At 61.9% G+C, this 25,772-nt stretch carries 25 protein-coding genes; 6 read left to right on the forward strand and 19 right to left on the reverse strand.

Translation table 11 applies throughout. The annotated features are described in order from the left end of the window. Positions 1–21: 21 nt before the first annotated feature. The gene (locus GRAN_RS18760; RefSeq protein ID WP_128914574.1) at positions 22–339 is read left to right on the forward strand and encodes an L-rhamnose mutarotase; all 318 of its coding nucleotides are present in this window, start codon (positions 22–24) and stop codon (positions 337–339) included. A gap of 4 nt (positions 340–343) precedes the next feature. Here the strand turns inward: GRAN_RS18760 and GRAN_RS18765 are convergent, their stop codons facing one another. The 12 genes from GRAN_RS18765 to hisI form a co-directional block, all read right to left on the reverse strand. After that, on the reverse strand, positions 344–1,582 hold the full coding sequence (locus GRAN_RS18765; protein ID WP_128914575.1) for an ABC transporter permease: 1,239 nt from the start codon (positions 1,580–1,582) through the stop codon (positions 344–346). Continuing rightward, on the reverse strand, positions 1,575–2,528 hold the full coding sequence (locus GRAN_RS18770) for an ABC transporter ATP-binding protein (protein ID WP_128914576.1): 954 nt from the start codon (positions 2,526–2,528) through the stop codon (positions 1,575–1,577). The genes GRAN_RS18765 and GRAN_RS18770 overlap by 8 nt, the downstream gene beginning before the upstream one ends. Before the next feature lie 97 nt (positions 2,529–2,625). Next, positions 2,626–3,405 carry an imidazole glycerol phosphate synthase subunit HisF gene (hisF, locus tag GRAN_RS18775; RefSeq protein ID WP_128914577.1) on the reverse strand — a complete coding sequence of 260 codons (780 nt, stop codon included), beginning with the start codon at positions 3,403–3,405 and terminating at the stop codon, positions 2,626–2,628. Between the two features lie 598 nt (positions 3,406–4,003). Then, positions 4,004–5,005, reverse strand: a complete 1,002-nt coding sequence (locus tag GRAN_RS18780) for a zinc-dependent alcohol dehydrogenase family protein (RefSeq protein WP_128914578.1) — start codon at positions 5,003–5,005, stop codon at positions 4,004–4,006. Positions 5,006–5,036: 31 nt separating this feature from the next. Continuing rightward, positions 5,037–5,468 carry a DUF6968 family protein gene (locus GRAN_RS18785; RefSeq protein ID WP_128914579.1) on the reverse strand — a complete coding sequence of 144 codons (432 nt, stop codon included), beginning with the start codon at positions 5,466–5,468 and terminating at the stop codon, positions 5,037–5,039. 25 nt (positions 5,469–5,493) lie between these two features. Then, positions 5,494–6,102, reverse strand: coding sequence for an imidazole glycerol phosphate synthase subunit HisH (hisH, locus tag GRAN_RS18790; protein WP_128914580.1), 609 nt, complete (start codon positions 6,100–6,102; stop codon positions 5,494–5,496). Further along, positions 6,099–6,503 (reverse strand): YybH family protein, encoded by a 405-nt coding sequence (locus GRAN_RS18795; RefSeq protein WP_128914581.1) that lies wholly within the window; start codon positions 6,501–6,503, stop codon positions 6,099–6,101. The genes hisH and GRAN_RS18795 overlap by 4 nt, the downstream gene beginning before the upstream one ends. A gap of 4 nt (positions 6,504–6,507) precedes the next feature. Beyond that, positions 6,508–7,113 (reverse strand): imidazoleglycerol-phosphate dehydratase HisB, encoded by a 606-nt coding sequence (gene hisB / locus GRAN_RS18800; RefSeq protein ID WP_128914582.1) that lies wholly within the window; start codon positions 7,111–7,113, stop codon positions 6,508–6,510. Beyond that, positions 7,106–8,239 carry a histidinol-phosphate transaminase gene (hisC, locus tag GRAN_RS18805; protein ID WP_128914583.1) on the reverse strand — a complete coding sequence of 378 codons (1,134 nt, stop codon included), beginning with the start codon at positions 8,237–8,239 and terminating at the stop codon, positions 7,106–7,108. The genes hisB and hisC overlap by 8 nt, the downstream gene beginning before the upstream one ends. After that, entirely contained in the window at positions 8,236–9,516 is a 1,281-nt protein-coding gene (gene hisD / locus GRAN_RS18810; RefSeq protein ID WP_128914584.1) for a histidinol dehydrogenase, read from the reverse strand. Before hisD ends, hisC begins: the two co-directional genes overlap by 4 nt. Before the next feature lie 47 nt (positions 9,517–9,563). Continuing rightward, entirely contained in the window at positions 9,564–10,445 is an 882-nt protein-coding gene (hisG, locus tag GRAN_RS18815; protein WP_128914585.1) for an ATP phosphoribosyltransferase, read from the reverse strand. Beyond that, positions 10,442–10,819, reverse strand: coding sequence for a phosphoribosyl-AMP cyclohydrolase (gene hisI, locus GRAN_RS18820; protein WP_128914586.1), 378 nt, complete (start codon positions 10,817–10,819; stop codon positions 10,442–10,444). The genes hisG and hisI overlap by 4 nt, the downstream gene beginning before the upstream one ends. 392 nt (positions 10,820–11,211) lie before the next feature. Here hisI and GRAN_RS18825 point away from each other — a divergent pair, with 392 nt between their 5' ends. From GRAN_RS18825 to GRAN_RS18835, 3 genes are all read left to right on the forward strand, one after another. After that, a complete protein-coding gene (locus tag GRAN_RS18825; RefSeq protein WP_128914587.1) occupies positions 11,212–11,535 on the forward strand; it encodes a ComEA family DNA-binding protein in 324 nt (107 codons plus the stop codon). A gap of 91 nt (positions 11,536–11,626) precedes the next feature. Further along, on the forward strand, positions 11,627–14,374 hold the full coding sequence (locus GRAN_RS18830) for a GAF domain-containing SpoIIE family protein phosphatase (protein ID WP_161571059.1): 2,748 nt from the start codon (positions 11,627–11,629) through the stop codon (positions 14,372–14,374). A 130-nt stretch (positions 14,375–14,504) separates the two neighbouring features. Then, on the forward strand, positions 14,505–15,287 hold the full coding sequence (locus GRAN_RS18835; protein ID WP_241654994.1) for a DUF4397 domain-containing protein: 783 nt from the start codon (positions 14,505–14,507) through the stop codon (positions 15,285–15,287). Positions 15,288–15,354: 67 nt separating this feature from the next. On the opposite strand, the gene ahcY is transcribed toward GRAN_RS18835, so the two are convergent. The 3 genes from ahcY to GRAN_RS18850 all read right to left on the reverse strand — a co-directional run bounded on the left by ahcY (position 15,355) and on the right by GRAN_RS18850 (position 20,367). After that, complete coding sequence (ahcY, locus tag GRAN_RS18840) at positions 15,355–16,824, reverse strand: adenosylhomocysteinase (protein ID WP_128914589.1); 1,470 nt, start codon at positions 16,822–16,824, stop codon at positions 15,355–15,357. A gap of 131 nt (positions 16,825–16,955) precedes the next feature. Continuing rightward, positions 16,956–18,290: an MFS transporter gene (locus GRAN_RS18845; RefSeq protein WP_128914590.1), complete on the reverse strand. Its 1,335-nt coding sequence runs from the start codon at positions 18,288–18,290 to the stop codon at positions 16,956–16,958. Positions 18,291–18,348: 58 nt separating this feature from the next. Beyond that, positions 18,349–20,367, reverse strand: coding sequence for a spermidine synthase (locus GRAN_RS18850; protein WP_128914591.1), 2,019 nt, complete (start codon positions 20,365–20,367; stop codon positions 18,349–18,351). A gap of 201 nt (positions 20,368–20,568) precedes the next feature. Here GRAN_RS18850 and GRAN_RS18855 point away from each other — a divergent pair, with 201 nt between their 5' ends. Further along, positions 20,569–21,219, forward strand: a complete 651-nt coding sequence (locus GRAN_RS18855) for a carbonic anhydrase (RefSeq protein ID WP_128914592.1) — start codon at positions 20,569–20,571, stop codon at positions 21,217–21,219. Further along, complete coding sequence (locus GRAN_RS18860) at positions 21,216–22,127, forward strand: bestrophin family protein (protein ID WP_128914593.1); 912 nt, start codon at positions 21,216–21,218, stop codon at positions 22,125–22,127. Before GRAN_RS18855 ends, GRAN_RS18860 begins: the two co-directional genes overlap by 4 nt. Before the next feature lie 35 nt (positions 22,128–22,162). On the opposite strand, the gene GRAN_RS18865 is transcribed toward GRAN_RS18860, so the two are convergent. The 4 genes from GRAN_RS18865 to GRAN_RS18880 form a co-directional block, all read right to left on the reverse strand. Beyond that, positions 22,163–22,921 (reverse strand): helix-turn-helix transcriptional regulator, encoded by a 759-nt coding sequence (locus tag GRAN_RS18865; RefSeq protein ID WP_128914594.1) that lies wholly within the window; start codon positions 22,919–22,921, stop codon positions 22,163–22,165. Positions 22,922–22,945: 24 nt separating this feature from the next. Next, positions 22,946–23,323 (reverse strand): VOC family protein, encoded by a 378-nt coding sequence (locus GRAN_RS18870; protein ID WP_128914595.1) that lies wholly within the window; start codon positions 23,321–23,323, stop codon positions 22,946–22,948. A gap of 104 nt (positions 23,324–23,427) precedes the next feature. Next, positions 23,428–24,624, reverse strand: coding sequence for a bifunctional transcriptional activator/DNA repair enzyme AdaA (locus tag GRAN_RS18875; RefSeq protein WP_128914596.1), 1,197 nt, complete (start codon positions 24,622–24,624; stop codon positions 23,428–23,430). Between the two features lie 134 nt (positions 24,625–24,758). Beyond that, on the reverse strand, positions 24,759–25,607 hold the full coding sequence (locus GRAN_RS18880; RefSeq protein ID WP_128914597.1) for a transglutaminase-like domain-containing protein: 849 nt from the start codon (positions 25,605–25,607) through the stop codon (positions 24,759–24,761). Positions 25,608–25,772: the final 165 nt, after the last annotated feature.

The following is a 25,772-nucleotide window of genomic DNA, read 5'->3' on the forward strand; positions in this document are numbered from 1 at the left end:
TCAACGACGAAAAGAGTGCCTATGCCGCGTGTTTGTTTTCTGTTGAAGGTTCGCAAGGAGCGTCTGGCCGAGTACAAAGAGGCTCATGCGGCAGTATGGCCCGAGATGCTCGATGCGCTGCGTGAGACAGGCTGGAAGAACTACTCATTGTTTCTGCGGCCCGACGGATTACTTGTGGGGTATGTCGAGACGGACGACTTCGAGGCCTCGCGCGCGGCGATGAAGCTGCATGCGGTGAATGCTCGCTGGCAGGCCGAGATGATGCCCTTCTTCGAAAGCACGGAAGCCACCGCCGATGATGCGATGGCTCCCTTGGAAGAGGTCTTCCACCTGGACTAGATGCTTAGCTGTACTTGAGCCAGCGGAGGATCTCGGGGAGGTTTGGCTTCTTGCCGTACATGAGGATGCCGACGCGGTAGATGCGGCTTGCGGTCCAGAGTACGGCCCAGATGGTGATGCCCATGAGCAGGAACGAGAGGGCGACCTCCCATGCCGGCGGCGGGTTAAGCGAGATGCGGAAGTTCATCAGAAGCGGGCTGCAGAACGGGATGAGCGAGACGATGCGCGACCAGGTTCCGTTCGAGTTGTTCATCACGACGGGAAGCATGAGCATGCAGAAGGCGAGCGGGATGACGAGAAACATGTTGAGCTGCTGGAGCTCCTGTTCGGAGTTCGTCATCGCGCCGAGAGCGGCGGCCATGCTGGAGTAGAGCAGGAAGCCGAAGATGAAGTAGAGGACGAAGAAGAGCGCCTGCCACCAGGTAATCGAGAAGGCAAAGTCTCCGTTGGCGAGGCTGGCGGCGAAGGGCGTCGCGGCGAGAATAAGGGCGGCGGTCATCCAGATAAGGATCTGCGTGATGCCGACCGCGCCGACGCCAAGAATCTTGCCGGCGAGCATCTCTTCGGGGCGGATGGTGGCGAGCAGGACCTCGAAGACGCGCGAGGTTTTTTCCTCGATGATGGAGCGTGCCGTATTCATGCCGTAGAGCATGACGACCATGTACATGAGGAAGAAGAGCACGTAGGCGACGGCAATAGAGGTGTTGGCGTTCTTGTGTTTGCCGCTGGAGTTCGTAGTGTCGATCGTGACGGGCGCGAGCATGGAGTCGACGTCGGAGGCGACCATTCCCTGGTGGGTGAGGCGCTCGCGCATGAGCACGGTACGGAGAGCGTCGCTGAGGATGGAGCTTGTGGCGACGTCGGCCTTCGAGCGCGGCTTGTAGTCGAAGGTGGGACGGCCGGTGTTGTCCGAAGCGGGCGTGATCCACATGTAGCCATCGATGGAGTGGTCGTCGAGCTCCTGGTCTAGGGAGTCACGCACACTCTCCCCGGGGGCCATGGTGTCGATGGTCATGTCGCTTCCCTTGCCCTTGTGCAGCTGATCCTGCAGGTCGAGTGCGAGTTGCGTGTCCTTGGTGACGATGACGATGTGCGAGGTGGACTTGGTCTTCTTCGAGAAGATCGCGGTGCCGAAGACGAAGCCACCCATGAGCAGCGGGATCAGGATGGTGGCGATGAGGAAGGCTTTGGTGCGGACGCGCTCGAGATATTCGCGCTTCGCGATGAGCCATGCGTTATGCATCGATTTTGCCTCCAACAGCCTCGATAAAGATCTCTTCGAGGGTGGGCTCCATGACTTCGAAGCGGGTGATGCTTGTGCCGCGTGCGACAGCTTCAGCGAGCAGGGGTTGAGCGTCGGGATCGGAGCCAGCGAGGCTGCGGAGCTTGATTTCTACGTGACCGCCGTATAACTCGGCCTTCTCGATCGACGGATGCTGCAGAAAGGAGTTATCGCCTTCGAACTGCATCACGACGCGGTTGCGCGGGTACTTTTGCTTGACCTCGCGCATGCTTCCTTCGAGTACGAGACGGCCCCGGCTGATGAGGGCGATCTCGTCGCACATCTTCTCGGCCTGGTCCATGCGATGGGTGGAGAAGAGGATGGCCTTGCCGGTCTTGCGCAGATCGAGAAGCGTGTCCTGGAGGAGCTTGCCATTGACCGGGTCGAGGCCGCTGAAGGGCTCGTCCATGATGATGAGGTCGGGCTCGTGGAGGAGCGCGGCGATGAACTGGATCTTCTGCTGCATGCCCTTGGAGAGGTCTTCGGTCTTCTTGGGGATGGCTTCGGTGATCTCCATGCGCTCGCACCAGGTGAGGGCGCGCTTGCGTGCGGTGGCGGCGTCGAGAGCATGTAACTGGCCGAGGAACACAAGCTGGTCGAGCACGTTCATCTTCTTGTAGAGGCCGCGCTCCTCCGGGAGGTAGCCGACACGCTTGAGGCAGTCGCGGGTGAAGGGCTGGCCGAAGAGCGAGACGGTGCCGGAGTCGGGGACCGTGATGCCGATCATCATGCGGATGGAGGAGGTCTTGCCCGAGCCGTTGGGGCCGAGGAGGCCGAAGATGGTACCGGGTTCGATGCGGAAGGAGAGACCTTCGACCGCTACCTTCTGGTCGTACACCTTGCGGACGTTCTTGAGTTCGACGATTGGCTTCTGTTCAACGCTAGACTTCTGTTCGACGATAGGCATGAGGTTCCTGAATGCAATCTGCACCCACGGAGCGAACTCCCGCCACACGTGGGGAATACCCCAGTCTACCAGTGTGTTTCCGTGCTAAGTCATGCTATCAACAGGGCAGGCGTACGGTGACTCCTGCATCGCGAAGGCTCGCTTTCAGGCCGCGCGAGTCGGTGACGCCGAAGTGGAAGATGCTTGCGGCCAGGGCGGCGTCGGCGCGTCCGCGACCGAAGACATCGGCGAAGTGCGCGGCGGAACCGGCTCCTCCGCTGGCGATGACGGGGATCTGGACGGCTTCGCTGACGCGCGCGGTCAATTCGCAATCGAATCCGTTACGCATGCCATCGGTGTTCATGGAGGTGAGGAGGATCTCGCCGGCTCCGCGCTGCTCGGCTTCGCGGGCCCAGTCGATGACGCGGAGGCCGGTTGGCTTGCGTCCCCCGGAGACAAAGACCTCGGCTTCGCCGACGGGGTCGGCTGCGCCCTCGGTGCGGCGTGCGTCGATGGCGACGATGACGGCCTGGGCCCCAAAGCTTCCGCCGATCTCGCCGATGAGCTCGGGGCGGGCGATGGCGGAGGAGTTGATGCTGACCTTGTCGGCTCCGGCGTTGAAGACGGCTGCGGCGTCTTCGGCGCTGCGGATGCCGCCTCCAACTGTGAAGGGAACGAAGAGGGCGGCGGCGGTGCGCTTGACGGTGTCGAGGAGGGTGCCGCGTCCTTCGTGGGTGGCGGTGATGTCGAGCAGGACGATCTCGTCGGCGCCGCCGGCGGCGTGGCGATGGGCTAGCTCGGCTGGGTCGCCGGCGTCGATGATGTCGACGAACTGAATGCCTTTGACGACGCGCCCGTCGCGGACGTCGAGGCAGGCGATGATGCGTTTGGTCAGCATTTGTCCGGAGCTCCCGGTAGCCGAAGCCACCCGTGAATGTCACCCAGTGCCGTCTCCGGCATCTCGGCTTTTGGAAGGTACAAGAACCGCTTTTTCCCAACAAACAGCAGAAGCATCGAATCGTCTTCCGCGGTCTCACAGATCGATCCGCGTTGGAATCGCCCCTCAGACTTACCCTCGATGCCCGAGATCAGCACATCTCCTTCCACCGCGACATAAATGTGCCGTGGGACCTTCGAATCACCCCCGTACAGACGGTACGTTCGCCGAACCGTCCAAGGTCTCATCAGAGGGCACACCGCTCCTCCTGCCATAGCTCCAACTGCAAGCGGCATCAGCGTAGCAAACACAACGTCATGTCCTGAGGACTTAAGCACTCCCAGGACAACAAGGGTCAGGAGACCCAACGTAAACAGACCCCATATCTGCATGTGAAAGAAGAACCGCCGTCTGCCACTGCTCCGCACGTAAGTCTGCTGTGCCCGTTTGAAGTGATCGAAGCCGGACCGATAGTCGTACCGCATCGTGCTGAACCCCTTTAGCTATGTATCTTTGTCCCACGCGACGGAGACCATCCTCAAACAATAATCGCGTTTGGTCAGCATGGGATTCCTGGGAGCGCCTCGAAGTCGACGACGACCTTGCCGAGCGAGCCGGCTGCGACTGCGGCGTGCGCCGCCTCGATGTCGTGCGAGGTGAAGCGCCGGGCGTGGAGGAGTGGCTTGAGCTTGCCCGCGTCGACGAGGGTTGCTATCTCGCGGAGGATCTCGCCCTGGTGCGAGCCATCCGCGCCGGAGAGCATGGGCTCGAGCGTGAAGACGCCGGAGTAGGTGGCACCGCGGAAGGAGAGCGGCGCGAGCGAGTGGTTGCTCCAGCCGAGGCAGCTTACGACGTGGCCGCTGTAGCGGCGGACGGCGGCGAAGGAGGCGTCGATGTTGGGGCCGCCGACGGTGTCGTAGATGATGTCGAAGCCTGCCCCGCCGGTGTGCTTCTTGACGTACTCCTCCACCGGGACGCTGCGGTAGTCAATGGGAGTGGCTCCGAACTGCTCGACTATATGCGTCTTCTCCGGCGAGACAGTAGCGAAGACCTCGGCTCCGTGAGCCTTTGCGAGTTGCACCACGATGTGCCCTACGCCTCCCGCGCCACCGTGGACGAGAACCTTTTGACCGCCGTGGACGCATGCACGGTCGACCAGGCCCTCCCATGCGGTGATGGCCGCAAGGGGCAATGAGGCCGCCTCGCGCATCGAGAGGGCGACGGGCTTGAGCGCGAGCAGCTTGGCCCGGGCGGCGACGAAGTCGGCCAGTGTGCCTTGCAGGCCGCCAACTCCGCCGACCATGCCGTAGACCTCGTCACCCGGACGAAAGGCGGTGACCGCAGGCCCGACTTCCTCGACGACGCCCGCCATCTCCACGCCGAGCACCGCTGGCAGAGGCTGCCGTGCGTGCACTGCCTGGCCCGCGCGGATCTTGGCGTCGAGAGGATTGACGCCGCTTGCGTGGATTCGCACCAGTACCTCGCCGGGACCGGCGACGGGGCGTGGCGTTTCCACGAGGGTGAACGGTCCTCCGGGATGTTGTACTACGAAGGCTTGCATGGGATCACCAGACGATCGACGGCCAGAATTTTCAGGAGCTGACGCTCATGCCGACGACCGGGCACTTGGCCACTGCAGCGTCGCTTCCGCCGACGCGTCCGAAGCCAAAGTCGTTGGTGCCGAGGAAGGTCATCTTGTGGTGGCGGGCCATGCCGGTCAACTCGTTGTGAACCATATGCATGGCCATCTGGATGGCGTGGACGCTGTCCGCTCCGCCCGCCGGGGTGATGTGATCGCGGCCGAGAGCGCTGATGCGGTAGGGGCAGGCCCATCCCTTGCCCTCGACGACGAACGGCTTGCCGAAGGAGACGGTCAGGGTGGCGGTGTGGCCTTCGTGTTCGAGATCGAGGAAGCGCTCCGCGATGGTCTCGAAGGGGATGAGGTCCATGCCGGTCCAGTTCGCGGCCTCCATCGGTTTGACCATCTCGACTGTTCCGGTTACTTCATAGCTTGTGTCGCCCATTGCAAATCCTCCACTAGGTTAGATGTCAGAGGTCGATGAAGTTCTGCAAAACCCGCAGGCCGACCGAGGCTGACTTTTCCGGGTGAAACTGCACGCCCATGACGTTGTCGCGCTCGACGGCCCCGGTGAAGGACCCGCCGTAGGGGGTGGACGCCGCGGTGTCGGGGCTGAGAGGGGCGCGCCAGGAGTGGGTGTAGTAGACGAACTCGCCGGGCTGGATGCCGCGCATGAGCTTTGAATCAGGCTTGAGGTCTTCGAGGGAGTTCCAGCCGACGTGCGGGGCCTTGAGGGGCTCGCCTTCGAAGAGGGCGGGGAAGCGCTCGCACTCGCCGGCGAAGTGTCCGAGGCCGGGCGTTTCGGGCGCTTCGGTCGATCCCTGGTAGAGCCATTGCAGGCCTACGCAGACGCCGAGAAACCAGGCTCCTCGGGCGATGCTCTCGCGCACGGCTTTGGTGATGTGGAGCTCGTTCAGTAGGGACGTGGCCCGGAAGTGGCCTACGCCGGGGAGGACGATCTTCGAGGCGCGGCGAACGACTTCGGGGTCCTGCGTGATCTCGGTCTCGGCGCCTAGATAGGTGAGGGTCTTCACTACGCTGGTGAGGTTGCCCGCCTTGTAGTCGATGACGGCGATCATATCTCCGTCTCCGCGAGGCCGGGACCCTCGAGCGTGAGCATGCTGCGGACGAACTTCCACCCGTCGGGCTCGCGGCAGAGGACGGCCATGTGGCGCATGGCGTACTGGTCGACCGACGACTCGGAGCGAAGGCTTACGGTGAGGAGTTCTCGCGCGTAGAAGACGGCGAGAGTGTTCTCGATGCGAAGGTCTTCTATGACAAAGGACGCCTGGACCGTGCCCTCGTCAAACATGGAACGGAAGAACTCGCCCACAGACGCGATGCCTGTACGCTTGGGCATCTCTCCGGTGATGAGCTCGCAGTCTTCGACGTAGAAGCGCATCATGCCCTCGACATCGCAGCGCGCCATGCATTTGCCGCGAGCGGCGATCATGGCTTCGATCTCATCGCGTGGGGTCATCGGTCTAGAGCAATCCTTTGGTGCTTGGAAGCATCTCGCGCATACGTTCGTCGCGGCTGCAGGCTCCGCGCATGGCGCGGGCGAAGGCTTTGAAGATTGCCTCGATCTTGTGGTGATTGGAACGGCCGTACATCGTTTTTACGTGGACGTTTGCTTTCGCTCCTCGAGCGAAGCCATCGAAGAAGTCGGAGACTAACTCGGTCTGGAAGTCGCCGACGATAGGGACGTTGACCTGGTCGTCGACGACGTAGGCGACGCGCCCGCTGAGGTCGACGGCGGCGACGGCGAGGGTCTCGTCCATGGCCATGACGAAGTAGCCGGCGCGCATGATGCCTTTCTTGTCGCCGAGGGCTTCGAGGAAGGCTTCGCCGAGGGCGATACCGACGTCTTCGACGGTGTGGTGCTGGTCGACGTCGAGGTCGCCCGTGCACTTGAGTTCGAGGTCGAAGCCGCCGTGGCGGGTGAAGAGCTCGAGCATGTGGTCGAAGAATCGGATGCCGGTCGAGACGGTGTAAGAACCCTGGCCGTCGATCGTGAGGGTCAGCGCGATCTGCGTCTCGGTGGTTGCGCGGTTGATGCTTCCTCGACGTATCTCTGGGGCTTCACTCATACTCCCTGACTCCTTCTTCCGGCCCTGCCGGCTTCCTGCCCGCGGGCGCTGTCCAATGAATCTCGGCGAGCGATTCTTTCATAGCTGCGAGTCCACGTGTTACATGATCTTCAATACCGATAGTGATGCGTACGAAGCCGTCGCATCCGGGGTCGGAGGAACGGTCGCGGAGAAGGATACCGCGTGCGCGCATGGCTTCGCACAAGGCCTTGTGTTTGGGGCCGATGTTCATAAGGACGAAGTTCGCGGCGCTTGGCCAATAGGTGACGCCGAGTTCGGTGAGGCCGGCCATCATGCGTTCGCGGCCGGTGCGCACCTGGTCGGTGTACCACGTGAGATAAGCCTGGTCTTCGAGAGCCACGGGAAGGCAGGCGAGCGCGATGCCGTTGATGTTGTAGGGCGAGGCGACCTTCTTGACGTAGGCGATGAGTTGCGCGTCCGCGGCGAGCATACCGATGCGGAGGTTCGCCATGCCGTAAGCCTTCGAGAAGGTGCGGGCGATGACGAGGTTCGGGATCGCCGGCACGTCGCCCATCGCGGTCTCGCCGTGGAAGTGGTAGTAGGCCTCGTCGACCATGACGACGGCTTGAGGCGCGGCCTCGCAGAGGGCCAACACCTGCTCGCGGCTGATGGTCGAACCCGTTGGGTTGTTGGGTGAGGCCACGATGATGAGCTTGGTGCGATCGGTGATGGCGGCCAGGAAGCGATCGAAGGGAAAGGCAAGCGTTTCGTCGGCCTGGACACGGATGAGATGTGGCGTCATCATCTGCACGCTGACGTCGTACATGAAGAAGGACGGGGTTGCGATGATGGCTTCGTCCTCAGCTTCGAGGAACGCCGCGCAGAGGAGGTGAATGGCCTCGTCGACGCCATTGGTAAGGATGACTTCGCTGGGCTGAAGGCTGAAGTGCCGCGCGACGATGTGCTCGACGCCTTCGCGCTCGGGATACTTCGTCAACTCCTCGGCGGTTGTGGCGCGAAGAGCTTCGAGCACGCGGGGCGAGGGGGCAAAGGTGTTCTCGTTGAAGTCGAGACGCAGCGCTGTACGTTCGGCGAGCGGCGGGTGGTACTCAGGCATTGCGAGAACGGCGGCGCGTGGTTTGACGGTTTTGGTTGCGGTGATCATGACTTCCTTCCCATCTTGACGCGAACACTTTCGGCGTGGCCGGTGAGGCCCTCGGCCTCCGCGAGCAGGATGGCGCGTGGGCCGAGTGCATCGAGTCCTTTGCGGGTGTACTCCTGCACGGTGATGACCTTAAGGAAGTCCGAAACGCTCAGGCCACCGCGCACGCGGCCATTGCGGCCTGTGGGAAGAACGTGGTTCGGGCCGGAGACGTAGTCGCCCATGGACTGCGGCGAAAAAGCGCCGACGAAGACCGATCCGGCGTTACGAACCCATGCGAGGTCCTCGGCGGAATCGACAGAAAGATGCTCCGGCGCGAGACGATTGGTGAGGGTTTGCGATACTGTAACTGATTCGGTTACAAAAATAACTCCCTGCGCGGCAATGGACTCTTTCGCGATCTCATTGTCCTTCGCCTGCCGGTTCACCTCGGCGGAGACGGCGTGAGCGAGCTGCTCGTTGCTTGTGATGAGGATGGCGAGTGCTTCAGGATCGTGCTCAGCCTGCGCGACGAGGTCGGCGGCGATGCCCGCAGGATCGCCAAGCTCGCTGGTGACGACGATCTCGGTTGGGCCGGCCGGCATGTCGATGCCGCACTCCTGCGAGACGATCTCCTTGGCGGCGGTGACGTAGAGATTGCCGGGGCCGACGATCTTGTCGACGCGCTCGATGGTCTCGGTACCGTAGGCCATCAGGGCGATTGCCTGGGCTCCGCCGGTGCGGTAGAACTCGGTGACTCCGGCGAGCCATGCGGCGGCCATGGTCTCACGCGCTGGCTTGGGGGAGCAGACCACGATGCGTTGGACGCCGGCCACCTGCGCCGGGGTTACCGTCATGAGTAAAGTAGATGGTAGCGGATAGCGTCCACCCGGAACATAACAGCCTACGGCTCCGATGGCGCGGACGATCTGGCCTGTCTTTACGCCACCCTTGGCGGGCTCAGGCGGAGAGATCGTCCACTCCTTCGGCTTCTGCGCTTCGGCGAAGGCGCGGATATTGGCCCGCGCAACTTGCATGGCTTCGCGAAGGTCTTCGGGAGTGTCGTCCCATGCGGCCTGCATCTCTTCACGCGAGACGAGCAGGGAAATATCCTTGCCTAACTCGTCGAAGCGGACGGCGTACTCGGCGACTGCGGCATCTCCGCCCTGGCGCACATCGGCGAGGATGGTGCGCACGACGGACTCGACCTTGGCGGTGTTGACTGCGCCGCGCTGCTCGAGCCCCTTGATGAGGGCTTCGGCTTTCTTCGCGGATTCTCCAAATGTCTTAACCAGCTTCATCGTGACTCCTGGCCTCCAGCCCCATATGACCGGAGGCCGTCAGGCAGTTACAGGACGACCTTACTCAGTGGATATTCGACGATCCCCGTGGCACCCGCAGCCTTGAGCTTCGGGATGACATCGCGCACAAGGCTTTCCTCAAGGATGGTGTTCAACGCAACCCACTCGGGATCGCTCAATTGGGAGACGGTAGGCGAGTTCAGCGCGGGAAGAACGCCCAGGACGGCATCGAGATTCGCTTTGCCCACGTTGAGCATGAGGCCGACCTGGCCCTGTGCCGCGATGGCTCCGTTCAGCATCAAGGCGAGGCTGTCGATCTTCTCTTTCTTCCACGCATCAGCGTAGGAATCCTTGTTCGCGATGAACTGCGTCTCGGACTCCATAAGCGTCTCGATGATGCGGAGGCGATTGGCGCGGAGGGAAGAGCCGGTCTCGGTGACCTCTACGATGGCGTCGGCGAGCATGGGAGGCTTGACCTCGGTGGCTCCCCAGCTGAACTCGACCTTGACGGGAATGTTCTTGCCGGCGAAGTAGCGCTTGGTGAACTCGACGAGTTCGGTGGCGATGGTCATGCCGGCGAGGTCTTCGGGTTTGTGGAAGGGGGAGTCTTCCGGAACGGCGAGCACCCACTTGACCTTCTGGCGGCTTGCCTTCGAGTAGGTGAGGCTGGTGACGTATTCGACGTCAGTCTGGTTCTCGAGGACCCAGTCGTGGCCGGTGAGTCCGGCGTCGAGGTGGCCCTGTTCGACGTAGCGGGCCATCTCCTGCGCGCGGACGAGCATGCACTCGATCTCGGTGTCGTCGATGGTGGGGAAGTAGCTGCGGCCGCTGGCGTAGATGCGCCATCCGGCGCGTTCGAAAAGGGCAATGGTTGCGTCCTGCAGGCTGCCCTTGGGGATGCCCAGCTTCAGTACTTTCTTGTCGCTCACTTGCTCTCTCCTGGTACGGTTGCGGCCGGCATCAGCGGCTTGGTGAAGCAGCTTACGGTTCCTTCGTGGCATACGAGTCCATCGCCTTCGACTTCAACCTTGAAAAGGAGCGCGTCGTTGTCGCAATCGGTCGCGGCCTCGATCACTCTCAACCGGTTGCCACTTGTCTCGCCCTTCATCCAGAGCTTGCCGCGTGTGCGGCTCCAGAAGGTGACGTAGCCGGTCTCTAAGGTCTTCTTGTAACTGACCTCGTTCAGAAAACCGAGCATGAGAATCTCGCCCGTCTTTGCGTCCTGCACCATGCCCGGGACCAGGCCATCCATTTTGGCGAAGTCGATCTGGATGTCTGCCCCTTTGGTCTCTACAGCCGTCATGCCATTCTCCCGAAACTGTTTTGTTGCGTCTCTCTAAGTTGCCGCGCGCGTAAAAAGGCCCGCTCGCGGTGTTCGCGTCAGCGGGCCTTTTCGAATCCTATTTGAGCGTCGTCTTACATCGCTCGACCGGACAGAGCCGCCAACACGCTGAATGCGTGGTGATGGGAATGCCCGTGATGGTGCGACCGAACGATCATCTGTCATAACGCTAATCGTGTCGCCCGGCCTTGTCAATGTAGCTTCGTCGGGTCTGCCCGAAAAGGATCGCCATGGGCTAATCTATTCGCGCACGCTGCCGGACGTTCCTGCGTTGCGTGAAAATCAAAAGACCTCTCACGCGCCGAACGAAAATCGTACCGAAATCGTAAACAGCCATCAGGAGTAAACGTCCTATGTTCAATCCTCTCTCGACCGTCCGCCGCCGTCTCCTCTCCGCCGCGCTTCTACTTTCGTTCGCTCCCGCCTTTGCTCTCGCCGCCCCGATGCAGGCGAAGCCCGCGGCTGCCGTTGTCGCTGATGCCAGTAAGCTCGACATCAACACGGCGACTCCCGATCAACTCAAGGCGCTGCCCGGAATCGGCGACGCGTACACCAAGCGCATCATCGATGGACGCCCCTACGCCGCCAAAACGCAGCTCACGAGTAAGGGAATTCTCCCGCAGAAGACCTACGACGGCATCAAGGACATGATCATTGCCAAGCATGCGAAGAAGTAACTAGCCGTGGTTCGGCTGGCTGGCTGCTACCATGCATCCAGCCAGCCCTTCAGGACGACCTTCCGATGAACCAGACGACCCGACGTTCCGGATGACACCCATCAAACAGACGAAGCGATCATCGTCCGCCCCTCTCTATGCGCTGCTTGCGCTCGTGGCCTCGATTGCGCTCAGCTACTCGGCCTTAGGTGCCTTTTCAAGCTTCAGGAATCTCCTGCACGGCACAGAGCGCGTCGAGACGCCGTTTTTCAACGGGTACCTCGCACATGTGATTCGTCTCAACCAGACACAGGCCCATATCGCAGGTGTTCCTTCCGGCTTCGCGCTCGATACCATCACGCTGGTGAATCCATCCGCGAAAGCCGCGGGCCTGGAGCGTGGAGACGCAGTAGACACCCTCGATGGCCTGCCCTTCCTGGGCAGCCGGGATATGGCACTGGCCGTTATTGACAAGCGTCCGGGCGACCGTCTCGACGTAACGTTCTGGCACCAAGGAACCTCGCTCGACGAACCTCCGCGCCATGCGATGATCGTTCTCTCGCCGCAGCGAGCGTCTCCCGCTCCCTTCCAGGCGTGGCTTGTTCAGAGCTTCTTGGTGCTGATGCCGATCTTTTGCTTGCTGACCGGCCTCTATGTCGTGTTCGCCCGGCCACGGAATCCGAATGCCTGGCTCATCTTTGCCATCCTCGCTTACTTTCACGCCGTCTTTCTGAATCCGGGTCAGCTCGGCAGCCGGTACATGCCCTTCGGCTTCCTCTGGAACAACGTCGTCCAGACCTCGATGTCGATCTGCTTCATGCTCTTCGGCGTCTATTTCCCAGAGCGTTCTCCGCTTGACCGGAAGGTGCCGTGGCTCAAGTGGCTCCTGCTCATTCCTCCGGTCTTGCTATTCCCGCTCGACAGCTTTCTGGATTATGCGAGCACCTTCCGCTTCAGCCTGGGCGCTTCCTTTCAGAACATGCGGGTTTCACTCAATGCCACGGAAAACGTGTTTGCCGTGCTTGCAATCTCGTACGGTTTCGCTTGCCTCTACTCCAAGGAAGGCGATGCCACGACCTCCCCGGACGCACGCCGGCGCCTTCGTGTTCTGATCGCCGGTTGTACGGTCGGCCTTCTGCCGTTCTTCGCCCTTGTCGCCTACTCGATGATTCGCGGCCTCGACGTTGGGGCGAGCACGCCGGAGTGGGTCGCTCTCTCGGTCTTCACTATCCTCTTCGCCTTTCCCGTGACGCTCGCGTATGTCGTGATCGTGCAGCGTGCGATGGATGTCCGGATCCTGTTGCGGCAGGGCACGAAATATTTCTTCGCTCGGCAGTCGCTCTGGGTCGTCACAGTCGCGCTTGCGACCTGGATGTCGATCTCGATCAACAACTACATCAAGCTTCATGAGCAGCGCCGGGCGGTCGACCTCGTTCATCTCGCCGTCGTCGTCGCCATCTTCATCGTGTACCGCTCGCTCGGAGCGAAGCGTCTGCAGGCGAGGATCGACCAGAAGTTCTTCCGCGAGGCTTATTCCACCGAGCAGGTCCTCTCCGAACTCTCCGAAGAAGCGCGTAACTTCACCGAGACCGCGCCGCTGCTCGAGACCATTACGCAGCGTCTCCGGAGCACGCTGCACATCGATCGAATCGCCGTGTTCCTGCTGGCAGGCGATACCTTCCAGCTCCAGTATGCGACCGGCACTCCAATCAGCCCGGGCTATATGCTCTCCCTGCCGTCGAATTCGACGACGATTCGGAACCTCTCCAAGCCAAAAGCCGCACCCGCGAATGTCTACCGCGACGACCCGGGTTCCTGGCTGATCGATGCGAGCGACGCGGAACGCGCAGCTCTCTCCGACCTCTCGACCGAGCTTCTTGTGCCGATGCCCGGGCGCAACCGCCTGATTGGCGTAATTGCCCTTGGGCCGAAGAGTTCCGAGGAGCCCTACTCGAAGATCGACCGCCAGCTTCTCCAGACCGTCGCCTCGCAGACAGGGCTCGCACTCGAGAACGCCGAATTGCTCAAGCGTCTGACTGCCGAACTTGCTCAGCGCGCCAGCCTGAATCGCGAGATCGAGATCGCACGCGAGGTGCAGGAGAGGCTCTTTCCGCAGACATACCCGACGGTCGATGGAGTGGACCTCGCTGGATACTGCCGGCCCGCTCAATTCGTCGGCGGCGACTACTATGACTTCTTTCTCATCCCCCAGCCGTTCAGCACGCCCGAAGCGCCGGCAAATCGCCTTGCCATTGCTGTGGGGGATATTTCGGGCAAAGGCATCTCGGCGGCGCTCCTGATGGCGAGCCTGCGGGCAAGCCTACGGTCGGTCGCCACGCTGCGACAGCCCGATGGCAGCGGCAACCAGCATCTCGCCACGCTGATGAAACACGTGAATGAGCTCGTCTATGAGGCCTCGACGACCAATCGCTATGCGACGTTCTTCTACGCCGAACTCGACCCGGTGACGAAGATCCTCAACTATGTCAACGCCGGGCATAATTGCCCCGTGATCCTTCGTCGCGGCGACCCGGGGCCGGGAGAGGCGATCCCGCTCGAGCCAACTGGCACGGTGGTCGGTCTTCTCCAGGGAGCGGATTACGATCAGGCATCGATCCAGCTTCAGCCCGGCGACACGCTCCTCGCCTTCACCGACGGTATCTCTGAGGCGATGACGGCCGATGACGAAGAGTGGGGCGAGGATAGGATGATCGCCGCCGCCCAGACCCTGCTCGGCGACCCCCGCAGATCGAGCACGGCGCAGGGCCTGTTGCAGGGGCTACTGGCCGATGCCGACGCCTTCACGAACGGCGCACCGCAGCACGACGATATGACGATCCTGGTCTGCACCCTCGCCTGAACCCGAATCGGGATCGGCCCGCACCTCCCCATTTGTGGTACCGCGCCAGGCACCGAAGCTCACTTTCCCGCCGCCTCGACGGCTTCGAATCGTTTAGTCTGAGGGCAGCTATGAGGAACAGACGCACACGATGAGCAACGAGGCGCAGGAGCTCATGTCGCAGGCCCCCGCGCGCACAAGGGGGCACCTCGCGCGTTTTTCCGCATGTCTGCTCGCCATCGTCACATCCTTCATAGTCTCGGGCTGCCAGAGCGTCTCGGGAACGAGCATCGTCACCTCGCAAGTGCGCATCATCGACGCCTCGCCCGACGCTCCCGCCGTCGATATCTACCAGGGAAGCAATCCCGTCGCCTATAACCTCGGTTTCGGCACGGCTACGTCGTACATTCCTATCTCGCCCGGCCTCTACGACTTCACAGCCGACACCACGGGTACGCGCCAGGTCCTCACAACCGCCCGCGCGACCTTCGCGACAGGCGGCCAATACACGGTGCTCATCAGCAACATAGCGGCCAGTCTGCAGGAGATCGTCATCAAGGATCAGGGCGCGTCGGCTCCAAGCGGTAATGTATCGCTGCGTTTCCTTGACGAGGGCACCGCGACCGGCGCGGTTGACGTATACCTTGTGCCCTCGGGTTCGGCGATCACGGCTGTCTCGCCGCTCGTCACCGGGTTCACCTTCGGCACGAACTCGGGCTATCTCAACGTGCCGGCCGGCGCGTACAAGGTAGTCATCTACCCTACGGGCTCTGTCCCAACCGCGACCAGCGTCGGCTCCTACACCGGCTCGCTTGTGACCTATAGCTCGGGCGCCGCACGCACGCTGATTATCCTCGATTCGAAGCTCCTCGCAAGTCCTGCAGCACAGATCATTACGGTCAGCGACTACGACTCGCCGAGCGCAACCAGTTAGTTGCTCAGGCAAACCAAAAGGCCACCTGTTTGAGGTGGCCCTTTCGTTTGCAGCTAATATGTGAGACTTAGTACCGGTAGTGCTCCGCCTTGTACGGACCCTCGACCGGAACACTGAGGTAGTTCGCCTGCTTCTCGGAAAGCGTCGTGAGCTTCACGCCGATCTTCTCGAGGTGCAGCCGCGCGACTTCCTCGTCCAGCTTCTTCGGCAGGATGTAGATCCCGGTCTTGTAGACGTCCTTGTTCTTCCAGAGATCGAGCTGTGCAAGCGTCTGGTTCGAGAAGCTGGCCGACATCACGAAGCTCGGGTGACCCGTCGCGCAACCAAGATTTACGAGGCGGCCCTCGGCGAGAACGAAGATGCTGTTGCCCGTCTCGGTGAAGGTGTACTTGTCGACCTGCGGCTTGATGTTGAGCTTGGCCGCGCCCTTGAAGGCGTTCAGCGGCTCCATCTGGATCTCGTTGTCGAAGTGGCCAATGTTGCAGACGATCGCCTGATCCTTCATCCGCTTCATGTGCTCGAGGGTGATGATGTCGACGTTGCCGGTGCAGGTGACATAGATGTCGCCACGTCCGAGCGTGTCTTCGACGGTCGCCACTTCGTAGCCTTCGATCGCTGCCTGAAGGGCGTTGATGGGATCGATCTCGGTGACGATGACGCGTGCGCCAAGCCCGCGCAGCGAAGCCGCCGAGCCCTTGCCCACATCGCCGAACCCGCAGACCACCGCAACCTTGCCCGCGACCATGACGTCGGTGGCGCGCTTGATGCCGTCGACGAGCGACTCGCGGCAGCCGTAGAGGTTATCGAACTTCGACTTTGTGACGGAGTCGTTCACGTTGATGGCGGGAACGAGCAATGTGCCCTTCTCCATCATCTTGTAGAGGCGATGAACGCCGGTCGTCGTCTCTTCGGAGACGCCGCGCCACTCCTTCGCCACATCCTGCCAGCGGGTGGGGCTCTCGGCGTGAACCTTCTTCAGGAGCGTCTTGATGACGTCCTCTTCGAGAGAGCCCGAGGGAGAGTTGACCCACTGGTCACCCTTCTCCATCTCTACGCCCTTATGGATGAGCAGGGTCACGTCGCCGCCGTCATCGATCACAAGCTGCGGTCCGAGCACGCCGCCCTTGCCGTCGGGGAACCGGAGTGACTCGTTCGTGCACCACCAGAACTCCTCGAGCGTCTCACCCTTCCAGGCGAAGACGGGAACGCCAGCCGCCGCAATGGCTGCCGCCGCGTGGTCCTGCGTGGAGAAGATGTTGCAGCTCGCCCAGCGAACATCGGCGCCGAGCGCGACCATCGTCTCGATGAGCACTGCGGTCTGGATCGTCATGTGCAGCGATCCGGTGACGCGTACGCCGGAGAGCGGCTTATCCGCCGCGTACTTGTTGCGGATGGACATCAGGCCCGGCATCTCCTGCTCGGCGATGTCGATCTCCTTGCGCCCAAACTCCGCAAGGCTCAGGTCACGGACCTTGTATTCCTTCGCTACACCCGTCGCAGTCGAAATCGCTGCCGTATCCAATGTTGCTGTCGCCATCTAAAACACCTCTGAGGATTGCGTTCTGCCTTATGAAGAATACCAGCCAGGGCCTATCCCGTGCCTGATCTCATGTTGATAGTTGACACGAGTCAAAACGGACGTACGGAATGCAATCGGGCACACCCGGCCTATTTTGCCTCGGATGCTGGCTTGCGAAGGGCCGCACATAGAAGGGCACCCAGGATCGCCAGCCCCGCGATCGCGAGAAGTCCAGCCTGAAAGCTGTGGGTCAAGTCCTTCAGCTTGCCAGTCATGAAGGGTCCCGTGAAGCCCCCGATACCGCCGACCATCGTGATAATCGCCACACCACCCGCCGCTCCCTGACCGCCGAGCACCTGCGTAGGCAGAGCCCAGAACGGACCCATAATGCTCCAGAAGCCCATTGCCGCCAGCGTCATGGCGCAGAGCGCGGTGGGAAGCGAGGATGCGTGGGACGCCCAGCCAAACCCGGCTGCGGCCAGAAGCATGCATCCGGCGATGTGCCAGCGGCGCTCGCCGGTTCGGTCGCTGTTCCACCCAACGGCCACCATGAAGATCGCCGCCGCGACATACGGGACCGTCGCATAGCGTGCGATCAGGCTCGCCGCCCCTGGACCAGCCCCAGCGTGGACGAAGGTATTCAGCAGCAGCGGCATCCAGAGGTTTACCGTGTATACGCCGACCTGTTCCAGAAAGAAGATTCCGGCCAGCACCCATACCATGGGCATCTTGAACGCGTCGAGAACGTGGTGGTTGTTGTCGGCACCTCCGGCCTCGCGATCCCGCTGCAACTCTTCATCCAGCCACTTCTTTTCAGGGTCCGAGAGCCAGGGCGCGTCGTCCGGATGATCCCTCAGAACGAACAGAACCGAAATCCCCATCAGGATCGTGGGAACGCCCTCCGAGATAAACAGCCACTGCCACCCATGCAGGCCGACGAACCCTTCGAGCTTCAGCAGAGCGCTCGACAGCGGAGCGCCGACCACACCCGCGATCGCAGTCGCCGTCATGAATGTCGCAACGGCCCGCGCTCGCTCCTTCGATGGGAACCAGTAGGTCAGGTAGAGAATCATCCCCGGGAAGAAGCCGGCCTCGCTGACGCCGAGGAAAAACCGCAGCGCGAAGAACGAGTGCGGTCCGGCTGCCCATGCCATTCCCGTCGCGATCATTCCCCACGTGATCATGATCCGCGCGATCCAGAGGCGCGGGCCGACCTTCCCCAGAAGCAGGTTGCTCGGCAGGTCGAAGAGCGAGGAACCAAGGAAGAAGATGCCCGCGCCCGTGCCATAGACCGTGTCGCTGAGTTTCAGGTCGCGCTTCATCTCGAGCGCCGCGAAGCCGACGTTCACGCGGTCGAGGTAGGCGAGGATGTAGAGGATGAAGATGTACGGGATCAGCCGCAGGCCAATCTTCCGGTACAGAGCGCGCGAGTCGACCTGCTCGCCTGCGACGGAGGCGTCCTGAACTGTTCCGCTGTCGTTCATTCCTCCACTGTACGTTGGGTTTCGGGCTGCGTCCGCGCCCTGTTGAAATCTCGCGGCACTAATGTCTGCCCCACTGCACCAGCGGAAGAAGGCTGGAGTAGTCGTCGGTCCAGGCCTGCACATCGGGCCTCGGTTTAATCCGCGTTCCCGTTGCCAGGTCGCCCTGCGTGAAGTAGTTCGGGTCGGTGCTCAGCAACACCCATGTCGCCCGATACTCTCCTTTGAACAGATCTTCGCCGCTGTCGAAGAAACGGGCGTTCATGCCCGACGCCACCGCAAGCGCGCCGATCTCCGGCACGAGGTTCAGGTACTGGTTCGAGACGTGGATCGCGACAACGCCTCCCGGAGCCAGGTGCCGCTTATACTCCCGCATGGCCTCGACCGTCAGCAGATGCACCGGGATCGCATCGCCGGAGAAGGCGTCGATGACGAGCACGTCGAAGCCCTGGGGAGCTTCGTTGTGCAGTGAGGCGCGGCCGTCCCCTTCGGCAACGGTGATCGTTGCGCCCGAGCCCTTCAGGTAGGTAAACCAGCGGTCGGCGATTGGCCGGACCAGCGGGTTGATCTCGTAGAAGCGGATGGTGTCGCCGGTTCGACCGTAGGCCGCCAGCGTTCCGACGCCGAGGCCAACCACGCCGATATGCCGCGCACGGTTAGTGCAGCATTCCTTGATCGCGAGCCCGACACCCGAGTCTTCGGCATAGTAGGTGGTGGGCAGCATCTCGCGTCCCGGTTGCTCCTGGATCTGGGTTCCGTGCTGAATAGTTCCGTTCGCGAGCATCCGGACGGCGCCAGCGGCTGACGTTGTCGCGGTCACGCGCAACGTTCCGTAGAAGTTCCTCTTCACCTCCAGCACTCGACGCTGATAGGCGACATGTAATAGCACAACGAGCACGCAGAGGAGCGCCGTTCCCACGCCCCAGAGCAGCCTCTGTCCCCAGCCATCGTTCCAGGTCACGGTGAGCGCGAGCGCTGCCGTCAGCAGAAACGAGAACGCGAGATCGTAGTTCGCCGAGAAGATCAGCGGACTCAGGATCGCGACGAAAAACGTTCCGGCGACACCACCGGCGGCAACGAGTAGATAGAACTCGGTCGTCTCACCACGCCCTTGCGGACGTAGGCGGTGGACCTCGGCATGGCAGAAAAGACACGCGGCAAAAAGTTCGAGAAGGAAGAAGGGAATGCCGACCGAGATCGGCAGTGAGACATCCGTCTTGGTGAGCGCATACCCCAGCCCCGCCATCATGACCACAAGCAGACGCACGACAAGCCCACGCTGGTAAAGCATCGGCATCTCGAACGCAATGATGAAGCTGATGAGGTAAGCAGCGAGAGGAAGCATCCACAGCAGGGGAATGGCGGCGATGTTCACTGTCAGGTGGCTGGTGATCGCCGCCAACTGCACCGCCGCAGCCATCGGCAGCAGGAACCACATGGCCTTGAGACGTCCACTCGACCGCACCGTCGGCGTTACCGCTTCTTCCTCATCTTTGCGCCATACGCCTTCACGAGCCGCGAGCCACGCCGCCAACGCCGCATACACGGCAAAGCTCACCGTCCAGCCGATCCGCTGCACCCGCAGCGTAATATACGGCTCAATCAGGATCGGGTACGCCAGAAGCCCAAGCAGCGATCCCAGGTTCGAGAGCGCGAAAAGACCGTATCGGACCCCGCGGCCCTCCAGCCGCGCCATCCACACCTGGAGCAGCGGACTCGTCGAGGCGAGCAGCAAGAACGGAAGCCCAATGGTGAGCCCAAGGGTGCGGAAGATCGTCCAAACCGGATGCCCCGCATCCCCAACCGGCACATGGGAATGCAGCAGAGTCGGAAGTGTCAGCGCGAACACGACAAATACGAGGTAAGCCCACCGCTTTCCCAATCCCCCACGCGTGATCCAGTGCGCGTACAAATAACCGAGAAGAAGCATCATCTGAAAAAACACAAGGCACGTCACCCAGACCGCCGACGACCCTCCAAGCACAGGCAGCAACCCCTTGGCCGCCATCGGCTCCACCAGGAAGAGCAGGAATGCCCCCAGGAAGACCGTTACCCCGAACAGCCACCGCGATCCCGCCAACGTCTCCTCCTCAGCGCTCAAACCCGCCACCCGTTATACAAGGATTGACCTGGAATCTGGCCGATGATCGCCCAAGTTGCTGATTCTCAAGTAGAAACCTAAACCATCTGCAATGGCCGAAGTCCTACGCACAGCACTTTGTCATATCGCCGAAACCTCCGGGGCGATATGCTGGGAGCGAAAATCTACCGACGAGGGCATATGAACAACGTACTCGCGCAACTGAAGGATGGCATCCGGAAGTTCCGGACCGAGGTGTACCCCGAACAGGCTGACGCGTTCCAGCACGCCGCGTCCACGCCGCAAACTCCCCACGCCCTCGTCATCACCTGCGCCGACTCCCGCATCGACGCCGAGACCATTACCAGCTCCAGCACCGGTGACATCTTCATCACCCGCAACATCGGCAACCTCGTCCCGGCCTACGGCGAGATGCTCGGAGGCGTCAGCGCCGTGATCGAGTACGCCGTCAGCGCCCTGAAAGTAAAGCACATCGTCATCTGTGGCCACAGCGACTGCGGCGCCATGAAGGCTCTTCTCAAGCCCGAAAGCCTCGAAGCCCTTCCCACCGTCAAGACGTGGATGAACAACGCCGCCGCCGCCCTCTCGGTGGCCAAATCGCTCGAGTCCCCCGAGGAGAGCCCCGCCGACAAGCTCAAGCGGCTCACCGAGGAAAACGTCCTCCTCCAGATGCAGCATCTCCGCACCCATCCCTCGGTCGCCGGAGCCATGGCCCGCGAGGAACTCACCATCTCCGGCTGGGTCTACGATATCGGCACCGGCCAGATCCGCATCACCGAAGACGGCAGCCGCAACTTCGAGGTCGTCATCGTCGAGGCCGACCACGCATGATCGTTCCCCGCGGGCCAGACCTGCTCCGCATGCTGCAGTACGTCGGCAAGCCTTTGCTTCTTCTTGCGCTTTACGACGTTGCCATCGTCTTCGCCTTCAAGGTGCTGCATTGGCAGTGGATAGCGCTGCCCCATATTCCTCTGGCACTCTATGGCTCCGCGATTGGCCTGATCCTCGGCTTCCGTAACCAATCCTGCTACGCCCGCTGGTGGGAGGCCCGGACGCTCTGGGGTGCGGTGGTCAACAACGCTCGAAGCTGGGTTCGTCAGACCGTAACCCTTCGCGCCCCGGAGGATCACGAGACGCCCGAGCTGCACGAGATGCGGGTCAACCTCGTCTATCACCAGATCGCCTTCGTACATGCGCTTCGCGCGCATCTTCGCAAGCTCGAGCCATGGAGCGATCTCAAGCCGCTCCTCGTCGAGACAGAGCTTGCCACGCTGCAGGGACAGGCGAACGTGCCGCTCGCGCTGCAACTCAAGATGGGCTCGCTTCTCCAGGAGTGCAAGCACCGAGGCTGGCTCGATCCCCTGCAATGGGCCGCGATGGACACGACCCTCAATGACCTCGCCGACGCTCAGGGAGGCACTGAGCGCATCAAGAACACCCCCATGCCGAAACAGTACGACTACTTTCCGCGTCTTTTCGTCCACATCTACTGTTTCCTTCTGCCGCTTGCGATGGTGACCAACATGGGCTGGTTCACACCGCTCGGTTCCACGCTCGTCGGCTTCATCTTCCTCACGCTCGACAAGATCGGCCGCGACCTCGAAGATCCGTTCGACAACAAGATCTACGACGTCCCCCTCACCTCCATCACGCGCGGAATCGAGATCAACCTCCGCCAGATGCTCGGCGAAACCAACCTGCCTCAGCCGGTCACTCCGGATAAGGGCGTTCTCTGGTAGCAGTCCCGGCTAGTTAGCACCTGCCTCTTTGGTTGTCATTCCCGAAGGGAATCTGCGTCTGCCTTTACCCGTGCTACTTTCGCTACCGGAATCAGCCCAAGCGCCCGCAACTCCTTCTCCGGCACGGTCTCTCGAAGATAATCTTTCAGCCTCTGCCCACGCTTCAGCACGAACGTCTCTTCCAGCACCTCGATCGTGCTCATGCGGTCGAGGCGGAAGTTGCGGAATCCTTTCCGCATCTCGCACCATGCCGCCATCGTCCACACGCCGCCCCAGAAGGCAAGCGCGAGCGGTCGCACGCGCCGTTCGCTCAGGGCGCCATCGAGGCGTTCATAGCGGAAGCGGACCGGGTGCGACCGCATGCACGCCGCATGCAGATCATCGATCCGCAGACGCACTTCGCGCGACAAGGCAAAGCCCGGCGCATACATCTGCACCATGTCCATCTCGATCCGCATCTGAGCCGGAAGCGCCGCCTCGATCTTGCGCAGCGCCTCGCGCGCGCACGCGGCCATGGCCTCGCCGCCCCATGCGCTCGCCATCCGCGCGCCGAGTACAAGCGCGGTCGTCTCCTCGGCGGTGAACTGCATCGGGGGCATATCCATCTCGCGCCGCAGCGTATAGCCGACGCCTGCCTCCCCCTCGATCATCACGCCGCTCGCCTGCAGGTCGGCAACGTCGCGATAAAGCGTTCGCGTTGAGATCTCGAGCTTCTCCGCTAACTGCGCCCCGGTCAGCAGTCTCCCGGAGCGCAGCATCTGGACGATTCGAAACAGCCGGTCAGCGCGTCGCATGCTGACACTCTACTGCCAATTCCCTCACAGCCCATGCACCCCGACCATGTTTCCTTCGGTGTCCTTCATCACAAACATCTCGCCTGGAACACCGGGAACCGACATCTTCGGCACAACCACCGATCCGCCGGCCTTCTCGACCCGCGCTTCGGCCTCCCCAACCTCTCCGGCAAAGACCGGAAGCTTCAGGTAGACCATCGTGCCGCAAGGCGAAGGCTGCGAGTGTGGCCGCTTCACCAGCGCTCCGCCGACACCCTCGCCGACAAATGGGAACATGACGATCGGATCGCGGCCTCCCGCGAACTCCTGCATGTTGGTATGCAATACATCCTCATAGAACCGGCGCGCCCGATCCAGGTCTACGGTTGGAATCTCGAACCACGTCAACGCATCGTTATTCATCTTGGCTTCTCCCGCAAGCAGCGTTCCGCCACTCACAGGATTAGGCTACTGACACCCTGCTGACACCATCCTGTCAGCAGCTTCACAGATGCCCAAAAGTATTTCTACCGCGCCTCAGCTTCGAGCAGCCGCCGCTTCCGGTCTACACCCCAGCGATACCCAGTCAACGAACCGTCTTTGCCCACGACACGATGGCAGGGCACGGCCACCGCGATCGGGTTCGCTCCGCACGCCGCCGCAACTGCACGCGAGGCCGTCGGAGCACCAAGCGACATCGCCAACTCGCCATAGCTTCTGGTCTCACCTCGCGGAATCTGGCGCAGAGCCGTCCACACCCTTTGCTGGAATGCCGTCGACCGCACATGCAGCGGGAACGCAGCCGCTGCCGGATGCTCCGTCGTCTGGCTCGCCACGAAGCTGACGGCGTCGGCCAGCCACCCTTTATTCGGCTTAGCCGGCATAAGCTGCGCCTTCGAGAACTGCGCCCGCAGGTTGCGTTCCAGCTCGGCGTCATCCTTGCCGAAGGCGATCGAGCAGACACCAACGTCGGTCGTCGCCACCAGCATCCGTCCAAGCGGGCTTGGCGCAATCGCATAGCGGATCAGAAGGCCAGCGCCGCCCTCGCGCATCTCCCGCGGCTTCATCCCCAGCGTGTCCTTGCTGTTCTCATACAGGCGGCTCGATGACCCGAACCCCGCCTCGTATAAGGCGTCCGTAATTTTTACCGGGCCAGCCGCCTTCGCGGCAGCCCGCCGCGCCCGTAGGCCGACCGACACACCAGGGGTGGCGCTGCCCTCAACCTGGAAGCTCTCGTCCACCTCGGCTTTCGGCTTGCGCACCTTCTCCTTGAACTTCTCCACCCGCTGCGCCTTGGCGAACTCGCCCGGTGTCACGCCGAGCACACGCTTGAAGCCCCGCAGGATCGTCAGCCGCCCAACTCCCGTCGCCTTGGCTACATCGGCCAGCTTCGTCCGCTCACCCGCATGGTCCTTCAGGTAGTCGGTCACCGCCGCGATGGCTCCGGCCTGCGGATCCGCCTTGGCTTCCACGCGGTCCGGCTCGCATCGCATGCAGGCCCGATATCCCGCTGCCTCAGCCGCAGCGGGGTTCGGGAAGAAGGTCACGTTCTTCCGATTCGGTCTGCGGCTCGCGCAACTGGGCTTGCAGTAGACCTTCGTCGATTTCACCGCGTAGACGAACACACCGTCCGCCCGCGCATCGCGCTCGAGCACCTGCTGCCACTGCTTCCCCGGAAATACGCTCGGTACATCTGTTACCAATCCTGTCGCCTGATTCTCCATGTCCGTCCCTCTTTCAGTATCCTCCCACCGGCTGCTCCGGCGCACACTCCGCTCTGTTCAGCCAAACTTGCGTACACACGCAACAAGGGCCCGGCGTTCCGGGCCCTCGTTCAATCCTTGCCTCGTCCCTGAAGCTAAAGCTTGCCCGGCACCGGAAGTGCCTTGCCGTCCTGATCGATCTCATTCGCTTCCACGTAGAAGTTCATGAGGTCGGCGCGTCCAAATGCTGTTGTAATGGCCACATCGGCGGCATCGCGACCCGTCGCCATCAGCACCCGGCCATAGCGTGGATCGTTATGCCGTGCATCCATCGTCCACCAGCGGCCATCGAGCCATACCTGGTACCACGCGCTGAAATCGCCCGGCCCACTATAAGGAATACGAATGTCCCCAAGATAGCCGGTTACGTAGCGCGCCGGAATGTTCTGGCAGCGGGAGAGCGTCACGGCGAGATGTTGGAAGTCGCGGCAGACGCCGATCCGCTCGGTAAAGACATCCATCGCGGTCTTTGTTGGGCGCGCGGCCTTGTAGTCGAACTGCACCTTATTGTGGACCCAATCGCGAATCGCCGTCGCCCGCGTCCATCCCGGGGAGTATCCGCCGAAGAGATCCTGCGCGATCGGCGAGAAGCGGTCTACCTCGCAGTACCGGCTCGGCAGAAGGAACTGCAGCACCTCGGCCGGAAGCTCGTCGATGGGAGCCTGCTGCGCGTCAGCAGCGATCTCGTCGGTGGTGTCCGGCCGCTCCACAATGGCCTCGGAGCTAAGCTTCAGGCGCCCTGGAGGGGCGACAAATCGTGTGCAGCGGTTGCCGAAGCTGTCGTTGTATTCGCGGAACGGGACGGTAGCGCCATCGACCTCTACGCGCAATTCGTTTCCACTCCGCACGGAGCCATCGATCGAGGGGTCGAGGTGCAGAAGCGCAATCATGGGCGTCGCGAACGCCGAATAAAACTGGATATCAAACTCCGTGCGAATCAGCATAGAGAGGGGGTCCTCAAAAAGATAAAATGTTATGGAAGAGGAAGAAATCGGTGGGTTTCTAGCTTCTCATCAACTATATAGACTCAGCGCGAGGCATCCCGGTTGTAAACAACCACGGATTAGTCCCCTGGACGCGCCCTACCGGATAAGTCGGGCCTGCGGATC

The sequence above is a fragment of the Granulicella sibirica genome, from assembly GCF_004115155.1.
Taxonomy (GTDB): Bacteria; Acidobacteriota; Terriglobia; order Terriglobales; family Acidobacteriaceae; genus Edaphobacter; species Edaphobacter sibiricus.

Excerpts from the sequence above, each read along its gene's own strand:
- GRAN_RS18760 (WP_128914574.1), top strand. The coding sequence starts at position 22 with ATGCCGCGTGTTTGTTTTCTGTTGAAGGTTCGCAAGGAGCGTCTGGCC.
- GRAN_RS18765 (WP_128914575.1), bottom strand. The coding sequence starts at position 1,582 with ATGCATAACGCATGGCTCATCGCGAAGCGCGAATATCTCGAGCGCGTC.
- GRAN_RS18770 (WP_128914576.1), bottom strand. The coding sequence starts at position 2,528 with ATGCCTATCGTCGAACAGAAGTCTAGCGTTGAACAGAAGCCAATCGTC.
- hisF (WP_128914577.1), bottom strand. The coding sequence starts at position 3,405 with ATGCTGACCAAACGCATCATCGCCTGCCTCGACGTCCGCGACGGGCGC.
- GRAN_RS18780 (WP_128914578.1), bottom strand. The coding sequence starts at position 5,005 with ATGCAAGCCTTCGTAGTACAACATCCCGGAGGACCGTTCACCCTCGTG.
- GRAN_RS18785 (WP_128914579.1), bottom strand. The coding sequence starts at position 5,468 with ATGGGCGACACAAGCTATGAAGTAACCGGAACAGTCGAGATGGTCAAA.
- hisH (WP_128914580.1), bottom strand. The coding sequence starts at position 6,102 with ATGATCGCCGTCATCGACTACAAGGCGGGCAACCTCACCAGCGTAGTG.
- GRAN_RS18795 (WP_128914581.1), bottom strand. The coding sequence starts at position 6,503 with ATGACCCCACGCGATGAGATCGAAGCCATGATCGCCGCTCGCGGCAAA.
- hisB (WP_128914582.1), bottom strand. The coding sequence starts at position 7,113 with ATGAGTGAAGCCCCAGAGATACGTCGAGGAAGCATCAACCGCGCAACC.
- hisC (WP_128914583.1), bottom strand. The coding sequence starts at position 8,239 with ATGATCACCGCAACCAAAACCGTCAAACCACGCGCCGCCGTTCTCGCA.
- hisD (WP_128914584.1), bottom strand. The coding sequence starts at position 9,516 with ATGAAGCTGGTTAAGACATTTGGAGAATCCGCGAAGAAAGCCGAAGCC.
- hisI (WP_128914586.1), bottom strand. The coding sequence starts at position 10,819 with ATGACGGCTGTAGAGACCAAAGGGGCAGACATCCAGATCGACTTCGCC.
- GRAN_RS18825 (WP_128914587.1), top strand. The coding sequence starts at position 11,212 with ATGTTCAATCCTCTCTCGACCGTCCGCCGCCGTCTCCTCTCCGCCGCG.
- GRAN_RS18830 (WP_161571059.1), top strand. The coding sequence starts at position 11,627 with ATGACACCCATCAAACAGACGAAGCGATCATCGTCCGCCCCTCTCTAT.
- GRAN_RS18835 (WP_241654994.1), top strand. The coding sequence starts at position 14,505 with ATGAGCAACGAGGCGCAGGAGCTCATGTCGCAGGCCCCCGCGCGCACA.
- ahcY (WP_128914589.1), bottom strand. The coding sequence starts at position 16,824 with ATGGCGACAGCAACATTGGATACGGCAGCGATTTCGACTGCGACGGGT.
- GRAN_RS18845 (WP_128914590.1), bottom strand. The coding sequence starts at position 18,290 with ATGAACGACAGCGGAACAGTTCAGGACGCCTCCGTCGCAGGCGAGCAG.
- GRAN_RS18855 (WP_128914592.1), top strand. The coding sequence starts at position 20,569 with ATGAACAACGTACTCGCGCAACTGAAGGATGGCATCCGGAAGTTCCGG.
- GRAN_RS18860 (WP_128914593.1), top strand. The coding sequence starts at position 21,216 with ATGATCGTTCCCCGCGGGCCAGACCTGCTCCGCATGCTGCAGTACGTC.
- GRAN_RS18865 (WP_128914594.1), bottom strand. The coding sequence starts at position 22,921 with ATGCGACGCGCTGACCGGCTGTTTCGAATCGTCCAGATGCTGCGCTCC.
- GRAN_RS18870 (WP_128914595.1), bottom strand. The coding sequence starts at position 23,323 with ATGAATAACGATGCGTTGACGTGGTTCGAGATTCCAACCGTAGACCTG.
- GRAN_RS18875 (WP_128914596.1), bottom strand. The coding sequence starts at position 24,624 with ATGGAGAATCAGGCGACAGGATTGGTAACAGATGTACCGAGCGTATTT.
- GRAN_RS18880 (WP_128914597.1), bottom strand. The coding sequence starts at position 25,607 with ATGCTGATTCGCACGGAGTTTGATATCCAGTTTTATTCGGCGTTCGCG.